We start from the raw sequence: 12,367 nt of genomic DNA, 5'->3' as shown, positions 1-12,367 counted from the left end.
CTGGTTTATCTGTTAGCCCCAATATTGCTGATACTGAGGGATGTAAGGGAGTTGTTGGTGTGGTTGAATATATTGACGCTGTTGATACTGTTGATTTAAATATTGATGAGGTATATTTTCCTTTGCTCTGTCGCAGTTCTTGTATGGCCCTATATATGTGGTGGGTTGAACTGGTGCAATTGCTTGTTTCCATTGATTTTCATCGAGACAATAGGTATGCGACATAATATTTGCAGGAGTAAATGTTAAGATGTCAGAACCTAAAATCACTTCTGGAGTTGGTGCATCAAAAATGGCCAAAAGATGAGTGTTATCAACTTCAGCTACTTCATAATGCCACCAACCTCTTGGAACGTTTGCCACTTGTCCGGGTGTAATAGAATAACTGAGAATTTGTTTTGTAAATGGGTTCAGCATCGATACAGTAGCAGCACCAGAAATACAATAGACTAGCTCGGCTGCATTTTGGTGATAATGCGGTTCTACGACATTATTAGCACTTAGGAAAATGTCTAGCAGAGACACATTTTCCAATGTATTCAACTGTCTCACACCTAATATGTTAATATAGTTTTTGTTATCTTTTTTGAACAAGGGACTTTTATTTACGTCAAAAGTGTATTGAGTTGATGGAGATGTGTAATCCATATATGAAACCATAAATTTTCTTCACCTCTTTTATTAGGTATAAAAATAAACTTTATAGGTATGTTATTTCCTTACAATTAGTTCGGTGTGCTGTAGTTATTAAAAATGAATTAGTACGCGGTTCGCCAAGATAGAAAAAGTAAAAATATGACCACATTGTATGTTCATTCCACTATGGTTTTTTATTGCTATTTAATGTGAGATAACAAGTTGAATTTGCTGTTGTATTCCTCAGTTTTGTACCTCCAAACCAAATGACTTATTGTATGAAACCCTTTTTTTATGCAGCCACCAAGCTTCTTCAGAGGACGAAAACATTGATGGATCAACAAGGGATAAAATCCTGCATATACGATATATGGCAATAAGCTGAAACCCCTTGGGCACCAAGGGGGAGGGGATGAGCAACTTCCGAAAAGAATGGTTATAGTATACACTCTAAAATCGATTTTAATCTCCTTAGATTAGCTTCTAAGGAGGGAGGTTTTTCTATATTTCTATATCTTTGCAGAAAACCCCTCAAATTCTAGAAATCTGAGGGGTTTTGATTGCTGATAAGATATTTATGTTAATTCAAGAGGATATAAAAAGAAGAAGGATGTCCTCTTCTTTAAAAATAATTTATCTGGCCATTCCTTTAAGCAAAACACATAAAGTTTCTTATTTGTGAATATCTGTAACTTACTTTTCGGCGACGCCCTCCCCTCCATATATATCCAGATACTCCATTTTTTCTAATTTCAGTTGGGTAAAACCAAAAATCCCTTCCGAGAGGTCCTGGCAGTCTTAATCCTAAGAATCCCCATTTACCTAAACAATTACACATCCGCGTCCTCATTTGCTCAGTCTGTACAGTAGCAGAAAACGTTGCTGGTAAGGATGGCATTTGTGATGGTGGTGGTGTTGTTGGAGCATCCTCAGCATCATCAGGTCGATACACATCATCATCAACATCTCTTATTTCATCAAATAATTCATAACCAGAATTTTGTAAATTATAATAATATGGTTGCTGATAATGATTCATATATGAAACATACAGTGGCTGATTATACATTCAAAAAATCGCCTCCTTCATCTTAATAAATACCTAAATTATTAGTATGTTGTACTGTCCTTATATGAAACTTATCCATAGCCTAAATGACCACCAATTAACTGCCGATAATTTGAATTCGTGTCGTAATTTCATCGTCATGACCTTCGTCGTACATATTAACCATCGATGTAAAAAGTTTTTTACCAAACAAAGATAAAGTGAAATAAGGTTCTTTTGAATGTAACAAAATAGATGTTATGTTGAAAAGTAGAAACCACTCTTCCGGTCTTTGGTTAATGCCGTTTTTCCCATCTCTAAACAATTCCTGTGATTAAAAACTCTATCTTTCCGACCCTTTTTCATTAGACGTTCATAAAATATACAGTGTATCAGGAATCGATTTTTACAAAGGCTTGACAACTAGCCTATTTATCAAAAGAAAGGGTCTGACTCCAAAAGACACATAAAACTTTTGGATCAGACCCTTCTTCATTTCATCTGTTTTTTAAAGATTGTTTCCGAAGTATTAGCATCATGATCGTAATAATAGTAAAAGCAATGAATGCCAATAACGGAATCGTAATAAATCCTAACCAGTTAATATATTGTCCCGAACATGGAATTCCACTTGTACACATTTCAAATTTCTTTAGAAAAGGAATTTTTTGCAGGCCGTAATGGTAACTTGACACGATCATTCCTATGATAGAAAAAGGAAGCACATACTTATAAACGGCTTGATCGTTACGATAAAAGGCGATTGCAAGTAAAATCGCCAACGGGTACATTAAAATCCGCTGGTACCAACAAAGAGTACAGGGGACAAAGTGCATAACCTCGCTAAAAAACAAGCTTCCTAATGTAGCTACGATGGCTGTAATCCAAGCAAAAATGAACGGCTTATTCATCGTTACGAATTCTCCTTTGCCGCTTCTTCTACCATTTCTTTAAAATCCTCGATCGTCTCTCCTTCAAACTTTTTTCCATTAATAAATAATGTGGGTGTCCCAGTAACTCCCAGTTTTTTCACATAAGACATATCTTTATCCCAAGCGTCTTTAGACTGGTTTTCTTGGAAGGCCCTCACCACTTTTTCCGTTTCCTCATCGCTGGCAACTTCTTTTAAAGTGTCTTCAAGGAAAGATTCCGTAAAAATGTCCATTTTCTCATATTTAGCATCTTCCGGTTGCTTACTATATAAAAGTTCATGGAATTTCCAGAATGCATCGTTTCCAAGTTTTTGATAGACCGCTTCTGCAAATTGAGCGGCACGAATAGAGTCAACATTTATAAACGAATAGTTCATAAAATAAAATTTAGCTTTACCCGTATCAATGAATTCCTTCTTAATCAGAGGAAAGAATGATTTGTTAAAGTTCTTACAAACAGGGCATTTATAATCGCCGAACTCGACAATTTGAACCGGAGCCGATTTTTTTCCTAAGTAAGGCTGACCTTCATAATCAATGGCTGCTTCCTTTTCAGGTAAATTCCCTAAAAAAATGAAACCGAGCACACATACACTAAATAAACCAACAACCCAGAAAATCCATTTGGATGATTGATTGGATGTAGATATTGATTTTTTCTTCGACTTTGTCATGTATTCACCCCTTTAATATACTTTGTAAGACCATGACTTTTAGTCATAAGGTAATTCCTAATTCCAACACAGAATCTAGAAGTTTATTCGTTTGGAAACGGAACAAATAATAATGAAAGATTGGTAAAATTACGTACTCTGACTTTCGGATTCGCGACGCACGAACACATTATCCATCGCAAGGAACTGATTACTGCTTAACAAAAGGTGTAAAGACATAGCTAGCAAAGCCAAGTCGAATTCATACCCTCCAACAAAACCACTCTTCAGTTTTACCGTAAAGATCGCTCCTACCATAATTGCGGCAAAGGTACCCGCAATGATCCGTATCCCTAATCCAAGCATTAAAAGAATGCCACCAATAAGTTCAATTCCTCCTACTAGATAAGCCAAAAATCCCGGTAATCCTATGCTACTAAAAAAGCCTGCCGTATTTTCGATACCGCCTTGAAATTTCGTAAGTCCATGAATCAAAAAAGTTATACCTAACACTAGACGGATAATGAAAGACCCTAATTCTAAGTTTTTAATCAATTTTATTTCCTCCTCTTTTATATAAAGATCAATTAGAAATTTATATTAAACTACATTATGTAGTGTAACACATTAAAAAAATTTAAATTAAAGTAATGAGAAACAAGATACATAACATTAAAAATACATAGATGGATGTAATGGTTAGCATAAACGGAAGCTTTAAAGGAATTTCGGTTTGAGGATCAAGTATATATTTAATCCTGTAATTGATTGATGTATCTGCAAACGAGACATATGAAAAAGGCATGTTTGCTCGATTTCCTGTTTTCAGCATCTTTAATAAGGCACTGCCTAAATCTACTGAAGTTCCCTGCCTATTGATGGCATAGTGATCAGCCAAAACTTCTCTTACGATTTTATACTTTTGGTGAAGCCACTTTAAAATCGGAATATACCACATAATCGATGCAAACAGGGATAATAAAAATATTTTTAAAGGATCCCTATGTTTTTTATGATACAACTCGTGATAAATGACCGCCTCTAACTCATTGTTATCCAGAAGATTCACCAGACCTGTTGAAAGTATCATTTTGGGATTTCGAAATCCCATTGTAACCGCGATTGGAGCAGAGCAAGATATTACCGTAAAATCTTGATTTCCCTCGTTGTATTTACGATTAATTTCTTGAGTCAGCTGTTCGTGTCGGTATATAGCAAGCCTTTTATAAATTTTGTTAGCTGTAAAAAGCTGCTTTCCAATCTTCCAGATAGATAAAAATACAGTATAAAAAACTAGAGCATCTAACATATATTCAATGGAAGATAGTCCAAGAGACCTCGCCACACTGTGGCATACTTGAATAAGGTTAAACTTTAGGTCCCAGTCCAACAAAACATACAGTATGTACATTCCCATTTGAAAAAGAATAGTTCCTGCAATAAATGTACACGTTATAAAAATTACTTTTGACGGATTTTTCGACATACATTATCTTTCCTTTTTTAATTCTTTTATTTTTTGTTCCAGCTTTTCAATAAGCTCATGATCGACTTCTTCTAAAGCGTCCAGCATATGATTCACAACAAGAGAACCGAATTCGTCAATGAGCTCATGAGTCAATTCTTTTGATTGTATGTCAAAAAACTCTTCTTTTGAAAGAACAGGTTGATATAAAGATGTTCTACCTTCTACTCTTTTTTGCAGAATTCCCTTTTCGACTAAACGATTCATTACTGTCATAACCGTATTAAAATTAACAGGCTTTTCTCTCTCTAACACCTGTTGAACATCTTTAATAGTCATTTCCGCACCGTTCCACAAAACATCCATAATCTTTGCTTCAAGCGGACCAAAAAAGCGGTTCAAACCCCTCTCATGAAATTTGAATTTTTGTATTTTCATCATAGAAACACCTCACACTAATCATTGTAGTGTAAGGTGTTTATGCAGTCAAGGATTCATCTTAAAAACATCTCAAAAGAAAAAAGGTAGCTGCCTGGATAAAATCTCTATTAACTTAGAACTTTCTGTTCGAAATCTAAGTTTAAATGATTCTTAAAAAGAAATGGAATGATTGATCAATGGCGTGAGAAAATATAATAAAATAAAAGCTGGAGGCGAGAAGATGGGATGAATGATACTATTGCTGGACTGCTTCTACTAGGATTCTTGATTGATCTTATCACTAATTATTGAACGATTTGTTCCTACTAGCGATGGTCAGTTCGATTATTAATAACTATTTATTATGATATTTCTGGATAGAAGAGAACCTTTCCGAAAAATCCGTTTTTGTTTATGATTTTTTCAAAAATTTCTGGTCCCTCTATAAGAGAAACACGATGAGTGATGAATGGTTTTACATTAATTTGTCCCTTGTCCATGCATTGAATGGTTGTACTCCACTCTTTACCTGGAAATGGAGCTGAGATCGCATTCCAAGATCCTAGTACAGTTAACTCATTTCTTACGATTTTTTCGAAATAAAATCGTTCGATGTTTACGTCTGAGTAGGGGATACCCAAAAACAAGACTTGCCCTCTTTTTTTCGCTAGCGCAAACACTTGAGCAGATGTAACAGGAGAACCAGCTGACTCAATGACTAAATCAACCCCATTTCCATGCGTTAATTCCATTAACTGTTCATAAGCCGATTTTTCTACTGAATGGATAACAGCATCTGCACCGACTTCTTTTGCCATGTTTAATTTCTTATGATCAATGTCGATTGCATACACCTTACTAGCACCGAAAATTTTAGCCCACTGAATAGCTAATAATCCAATACTTCCACATCCCATTACGGCAACATCCGCGCCAGGCTGTATGGTAGTTCGGTAAAACCCATGTGCCACTACAGCTGATGGCTCTATAAATGCAGCAGTATCAAAATCAATCGTTTCGGGTATAGGGAGTACATTTTCTACAGGGAGCTTTACATACTCGGCAAACGCTCCAGGATGCCTAGCTCCAATTACGGTTAATTTTTCACATTGCGACAGCAATCCTTTTTTACAACTATCACACTTTCCACAATAAAGTGTCGGACATCCTGCCACACGGTCACCGATTTTAACATGGCTGACGTCAGATCCGATCGCAACGACTTCACCGCTGAACTCATGTCCCCATATCATTCCTTCAACATAAGGGCCTAACTTGGCATATCTTGATAAGTCAGAACCACAAATACCTGCCGCTTTTACTTTGATTATCACTTCATCACTTTTCTCAATAACTGGTTCCTCTAACTCTACGTATCGTAAATCTCTTTTTCCATGCAACGTTAATGCCTTCATTACCTTTTACATCCTTTCTGTTTATCGTTCCTTACCTCCTGTCGTCTTAACAGAAAGATTGGATTGGGTAGATATTTTATGTTTTAAATAAAATTTAGAGGCTAATGCTAAACCTACAACAATAGTATTCATCAGCATCTGATGTTGAACATAAAAATCCCCCACCATTCTCCCATACGGTCCAAGTACAACATCAAGAATCTTTTCAATCATAAATGCCGCCCGCCTCCCCTTCTCATTTAACTCCTAGACAGCTATAAAAATGACGATTCCTTTATACATATCTGTTTGGATTTCATATATCCCGTCATTGATATTCAAAGACACTACTGTTGTTTCCATTAATCGATAGGTGTTAACAACACTTTAATGGCTTCTCCACTTTTAATTACCTTGTACGCTTCATCCCATTGGGCAATACTAAATTGATGCGTAACAAGCGCTTTGGCATTCACTTTCTTTTCATTCATTAATGCTAATACCGGTTCCCAGTCACTCGGTTTTTGACTTCTCGATCCGACCATCGTGATTTCTTTTTGAATAATCTTTTCCGAGTCAATAGGAATCTCAGATTTTGCAAAAATACCTACCTGTATAAATTGCCCTTTCTTTTTCAATAAATCTAGCCCCATATTCACCGCTGAAACAGCCCCTGTGCATTCAAAAACAACATCAGCACCGTACCCATCTGTTAAGCTTTTTACAACACTGCTTATGTCTTCTTCTTGAATATTAACAGCATAATCCATTCCTAATTCTTTCGCCTTTTCTAGACGAAGTTGATCCGTAGACAATCCAGTAATGATAACGGTCGCTCCATACGTTTTTACTATTTGAGCCGTAAGCAACCCAATTGGTCCAGGACCTAAAACAACAACAACATCTCCTTCCTTAATGGTCGCTTTCGCAACTGCATGGTGCGCACATGCAAGTGGCTCAGTCATAGCAGCCGATACATAATCTACATGTTCAGGAAGCTTATGAATGCTTTCTTTTCTAGCAATTACATACTTAGCAAAGCTACCATTTTGTTGTGTTCCTAATCCCTTTCTACTGCTACATAAATTGTAATCTCCTAATCGACAGTAAATGCATGTTCCACAAATGTAAAAAGTCGTTTCTGACGTTACTCTGTCTCCTGGTTTAAATTCTGTCACATTTTCACCGACTTCTACTATTTCCCCTGAAAATTCATGCCCTAAAATAACAGGCGCCTTCACTTTATAATGTCCTTCATACGTATGAATATCGGTGCCACATATCCCACTATATTTCACTAATATTTTAACTTGGTCTTTGCCTACTTTCGGTTCTTCCACATCTACAATCTCTAGATTGCCAAATCCTAGTTCTTTTTTGACTAAAGCTTTCATTTTACGTCCTCCTCTCCATTTTGGATATACGATGAAAAAGATTAATTGATTAAAGCAAAAAACTTATAGATTACGTAGTTAATGAAGTTACCACCTTGGTCGATACTAGATATTTCGCTTGCTCCTTCAGGCATATGGAATTTAGCATCTATAGCCATTTGTGTATGAAGATCCGCAAGATCTGTGGCCATGTAAAGGGATAAAGCAATCATAACGGTGCCAACAATCACAGAATGAACAATATTCCCTCGTGAAGCGCCAACTATAAATGCAACAATAAAGGGAATCGTTGCTAAGTCACCGAATGGAAGCACATTATTACCTGGTAAAATTACAGCTAAAACCACTGTGATCGGAACGAGAATTAACGCTGTTGAAATAACGGCTGGATGACCAATGGCAACAGCCGCATCAAGTCCAATATAAATGTTTTGAGCACCAAATTTCTTTTGAAGCAATTGACGTGCTGATTCCGAAATAGGCATAAGCCCTTCCATTAAAATTTTCACCATTCTAGGCATAAGAACCATAACGGCTGCCATTGACATACCAATTTTAATCGTATCGCCAACGGAATAACCGGCAAGTAAACCTAAAGCTAAACCAAGAATGAGCCCCATAAAAATTGGTTCCCCGAATATTCCGAATCTTTTTTGGATTGTTTCAGGATCAGCATTTAAGTTTTTAATGATAGGAATCTTTTGCATCAATTTCACCAGTGGAATTCCAAGAACGGCATAAGAAACCGTACTTCCGGTAGCAACCGATATTCCTGGCAATCCAAAGTAATTCTCTAACATCGGAGCTGTCCAATCGGCAATTTTTAAACATACAATTTGGAATAAAAGCGCAGCAATTAATCCTTGAATGATACTGCCTGATAAAGCATAAACAATGGCCCCCATGAACGTATAATGCCAAAAATTCCAAATATCCACGTTCATTGTTTTCGTTGTTTTGGTGATCAGCATTAAAACATTTACTAGTAACCCAAGCGGTATAATAAATGCCGCAACGGGAGAAGCCCACGAAATAGAAGCTGCTGCTGGCCAACCAACATCAATTACATGTAATTGAATTCCAAATCTCTCAACCATCCCCTGGGCCGCTGGACCTAAGTTGCTTACGAGTAAATCTACCACTAAGAAAATTCCAACGAATGCCACACCTATCGTTAAACCCGCTCTAAAAGCTTTTCCAGGTTTTTGACCAAATAGCAAACCAAGTAAGAAAATAGCAATTGGCAAAATAACAGTTGCACCTAAACCTAAAAATGATTGCAACGCATGAACAAATTCCTTCATCGTTTTAAACCCCTCCGAAGATGAACTTTTGGATTCCATGTGGAAATCACGGAATCCAAATTGTGTTATATCAAATTCTCTAGATTATTTTTTTAACTGTTCCAATATTTCTTTTTTTACTTCATCTAATCCAATTCCCGTTAAAAACGCTCGTGCATTGATGACTGGGAACGGGTATTCCGTTTGAACAATCGTTGTGCTAATTAATAGATCGGCTGTATCGACATATGAACCTACTTCAGTGATTTTAATTTGAACAATGTCGCATTCAATATTGTTTTCTTTGCAAATCTCTTCGATTTCCTTATTCACAATTGTAGATGTGGCAATCCCTGCTCCGCATGCCACTAATACTTGTTTTTTCTTCATGTCAATCTCCCCTTTTATCGTATTTGTAAATGGTTAGTTAAGCGTTTTTTTATGTTTGTCTTATTTTCTTCTAATATTAGAAACTGCAATTCCTCTGCGTTTTGAAAGATTTCCATTAGTTTCTGAAGAAGAACGAGATGAGAGTCTTTCTTATCGATGGCAAGCATAAAGACGATTTGAACAGGAGTTTCTACGTTGATCTCTCCCATAACCCCAAAATTCACTGGTTCTTTTAATATCGCTACACTTATTGCTTTTTTATTGACATGCTCTGAATCTGTATGAGGGATCGCAACAGATATGCTACTTGTAGGTAGACCCGTAGCAAAATTTTTTTCTCTCTCAATAACCGCTTCGATAAAACTTTCTTTTACTAATCCTTTTCTAAACAGATTGGTAGCCATTGTTCTTAATAATTCTTCTCTACTATTTACATCTATGTCCTTCAAAATTAATGATTCATCAAAGTATATTTCACACACCTATTTTTCACCTCAATATTTTCAAACGCACATTTATTGATCAACGGCATATTTTTTGATGATTTCGTGTATCTCATAAACAGATTTTGCATTTATCATTTGCTGACGATCTTGATCATTCCTTACTAGCCTCATTAACTGCGTAAGGGCACGAAGATGACGATCTTTATCTAACGCTGCGATAATAATCACTAACTGTATCGAATAATCCGTCGCAAAGGTTACTCCTCTCCTTAACCGAAGCAAACTCATTGAAATCTCGTTTACTCCTTCATCTGGTGCAGCATGAGGGATCGCGGTATTTGGAGCAATGACAATATATGGATCATAATGACAGCGCTGAATCATGGCCTCTATATAATGCTTTGTAATATGATTCCTCTTTAATAATGGCTGTGAGGCAAGTTCAATCGCCTCCTCCCAAGAATGAACCGAGTGGCGCAAAGTAATCATCGAAGGCGTTATTAATTCATATAAATTTGGATTTTTTATACTAAATCCGTAGCTAAACTCCGCTGTCTGATTTTGATTAATGTACTCCAATAACTGTTTTGATAAGTTTTTTCTATCCTTTATTACACAATGCTTTTCGACAATTTCTAATATATCCTCTATGTTTAATTCATTTGGCACATATCCATATAATTCGAGCATTACTTGTTTACGTAATCTTTTTTTCTCTTCGTATCCGAGAAAGGAATTCACGAGAAAAAATTTTTTCTTTGTTTCTAAAAACACTGGTGCAAAAACAATGTCGTAGTCCATTGAATACTCTTGGAATTCCCTAATTGATAATGAATCTAGAAATATAAACTCTGGAAACAATTCTCTTAACGTACTGAACATTAATCGGGAAATGGAAACTCCTTTAGGACAAACAACTACTGCTTTCATTCTTTTACTTATATTTTCTCCTTGCCTTGTAAGCCATCCCCCGATTAATATCGTTAAGTAAACGACTTCGCTTTCTGGAATTTCACATCCAATTAAGTCAATCAATGGTTGAATAGACTTTTTCACTAAATGATGAAGCTCTTTAAAGTCTTGGTTAACCATTTCATACATATCATTAGCTTCTGTTAAGTGATACTTAATCCGGTAATATGCTGGTTTCATATGAAGAAGCAACTTATGAAGTAGCTGATCTCTCTCTTTCAAAAAAATGCATGTATTTTTTTCAAAAAGTACAAGCATTTCATCCAACGCTTGCACTAAATTGGGAATCGTTGCTTCTGTCAATCCTTCTGACCAATGTACATTCGTTGTGAGTAAATGTAGCGTGATAAAGAGACGCTCTTCTTCTGGAACATCTTTAACATCATGAAGAATTTCCTCAGTAGCCAAATACTCTTTTGTATCCGAAATTTCTTTATAATTGATATAAAATGATCCAATTTGCATCCCTTGCTTAATTCTTCTTAACATAAGAAGTAAAATATAAGGCATGATTTCAATCTTTTCGTCGGTAAACTTCAAATTTAATGATTTTTCCACCTGTTCAATCTTTCTTCTAAATTCCATTATTTCTTTATCTGATAACTGAGTAATTCGTCTTACTCTTTCGATTCCTCGATCCATTTTCAAAACCTTGTCTATTGTGGATATCAATAACTTGCGAATGTTGAACTCTTTTCCTTCTATTAGATATCCATGTTTTCGCGAGTACCGAAGCTCAAGGCCAGAATGATTAGCCATTTTCTTTACTTTTTTCAAGTCATCCATCACGGTATTTTTGCTTACTTTTAATTCACTCGTAAAATGAGCTAATGAAAGTTCTTCATTTTTGCTTAATAACATGAGCAAAATTATGTTTACTCGTTGCATTTTGGATAACTCGCTTAAATCCTCATCTCTAAATTCTTCTTCAAGACCAAGTTTAGATTTTAAACTTTTATCGATAAGAAAGTAACCATTATTCGTTCGTTCAATTTTAGGTATATTTTTACTTTTTAACCATAAATTTATTTTTTCGAAGCTGTATCCAATCTGTCTACGACTTAACTGATATTTCTTTTCTAATTCTTTACTACTAATATTCGGATTCTGCATCACCTCTCTTAAGAGATGGATACTTCTGACATCAAGCATCATGGTATCCCTCCTTTCTTTACGTTCATTGTAGCATTAGTAAACAATTCCATGGATACGCTTTCATTCCTTTTTTTGAATTTGTGCGATACAAAATTGTGATTTACTTTTGAAAAAGAAATATGCCAATAAGGATTTTTTTATTCGCCAATTATCCTTCAGAAGAAAGAACATACCATCGA

Annotated in this window: 14 protein-coding genes; all 14 read right to left on the bottom strand. The window is 35.7% G+C overall.

Annotated elements, in window-relative coordinates:
- Window positions 1-12: 12 nt before the first annotated feature.
- On the bottom strand, window positions 13-660 hold the full coding sequence (locus HNQ85_RS06525) for a cupin domain-containing protein (RefSeq protein WP_181536936.1): 648 nt from the start codon (window positions 658-660) through the stop codon (window positions 13-15).
- A 625-nt stretch (window positions 661-1,285) separates the two neighbouring features.
- Window positions 1,286-1,705 (bottom strand): hypothetical protein, encoded by a 420-nt coding sequence (locus HNQ85_RS06520; protein ID WP_181536935.1) that lies wholly within the window; start codon window positions 1,703-1,705, stop codon window positions 1,286-1,288.
- Window positions 1,706-2,181: 476 nt separating this feature from the next.
- On the bottom strand, window positions 2,182-2,595 hold the full coding sequence (locus tag HNQ85_RS06515; protein ID WP_181536934.1) for a disulfide oxidoreductase: 414 nt from the start codon (window positions 2,593-2,595) through the stop codon (window positions 2,182-2,184).
- 2 nt (window positions 2,596-2,597) lie between these two features.
- A complete protein-coding gene (locus HNQ85_RS06510; RefSeq protein ID WP_181536933.1) occupies window positions 2,598-3,290 on the bottom strand; it encodes a DsbA family protein in 693 nt (230 codons plus the stop codon).
- Window positions 3,291-3,419: 129 nt separating this feature from the next.
- On the bottom strand, window positions 3,420-3,824 hold the full coding sequence (locus HNQ85_RS06505; protein WP_181536932.1) for a DoxX family protein: 405 nt from the start codon (window positions 3,822-3,824) through the stop codon (window positions 3,420-3,422).
- An 82-nt stretch (window positions 3,825-3,906) separates the two neighbouring features.
- A complete protein-coding gene (locus HNQ85_RS06500; RefSeq protein WP_181536931.1) occupies window positions 3,907-4,755 on the bottom strand; it encodes a M56 family metallopeptidase in 849 nt (282 codons plus the stop codon).
- 3 nt (window positions 4,756-4,758) lie between these two features.
- Window positions 4,759-5,172: a BlaI/MecI/CopY family transcriptional regulator gene (locus HNQ85_RS06495; RefSeq protein WP_181536930.1), complete on the bottom strand. Its 414-nt coding sequence runs from the start codon at window positions 5,170-5,172 to the stop codon at window positions 4,759-4,761.
- A 344-nt stretch (window positions 5,173-5,516) separates the two neighbouring features.
- Complete coding sequence (locus HNQ85_RS06490; RefSeq protein ID WP_181536929.1) at window positions 5,517-6,569, bottom strand: galactitol-1-phosphate 5-dehydrogenase; 1,053 nt, start codon at window positions 6,567-6,569, stop codon at window positions 5,517-5,519.
- Window positions 6,570-6,590: 21 nt separating this feature from the next.
- The gene (locus HNQ85_RS06485; protein WP_181536928.1) at window positions 6,591-6,782 is read right to left on the bottom strand and encodes a hypothetical protein; all 192 of its coding nucleotides are present in this window, start codon (window positions 6,780-6,782) and stop codon (window positions 6,591-6,593) included.
- A gap of 128 nt (window positions 6,783-6,910) precedes the next feature.
- A complete protein-coding gene (locus tag HNQ85_RS06480) occupies window positions 6,911-7,942 on the bottom strand; it encodes a zinc-binding dehydrogenase (RefSeq protein ID WP_181536927.1) in 1,032 nt (343 codons plus the stop codon).
- A 41-nt stretch (window positions 7,943-7,983) separates the two neighbouring features.
- Complete coding sequence (locus HNQ85_RS06475; RefSeq protein ID WP_181536926.1) at window positions 7,984-9,246, bottom strand: PTS galactitol transporter subunit IIC; 1,263 nt, start codon at window positions 9,244-9,246, stop codon at window positions 7,984-7,986.
- Window positions 9,247-9,330: 84 nt separating this feature from the next.
- Complete coding sequence (locus HNQ85_RS06470; RefSeq protein WP_044747640.1) at window positions 9,331-9,615, bottom strand: PTS sugar transporter subunit IIB; 285 nt, start codon at window positions 9,613-9,615, stop codon at window positions 9,331-9,333.
- Between the two features lie 14 nt (window positions 9,616-9,629).
- On the bottom strand, window positions 9,630-10,097 hold the full coding sequence (locus HNQ85_RS06465; RefSeq protein WP_181536925.1) for a PTS sugar transporter subunit IIA: 468 nt from the start codon (window positions 10,095-10,097) through the stop codon (window positions 9,630-9,632).
- Window positions 10,098-10,130: 33 nt separating this feature from the next.
- Window positions 10,131-12,188: a BglG family transcription antiterminator gene (locus HNQ85_RS06460; RefSeq protein WP_181536924.1), complete on the bottom strand. Its 2,058-nt coding sequence runs from the start codon at window positions 12,186-12,188 to the stop codon at window positions 10,131-10,133.
- Between the last annotated feature and the right edge of the window lie 179 nt (window positions 12,189-12,367).

The organism is [Anoxybacillus] calidus (assembly GCF_013760845.1).
Taxonomy (GTDB): Bacteria; Bacillota; Bacilli; order Bacillales; family Anoxybacillaceae; genus Paranoxybacillus; species Paranoxybacillus calidus.
The sequence above is the reverse complement of the archived record's forward strand: the minus strand, read 5'-3'. Positions and strand labels throughout refer to the sequence as shown.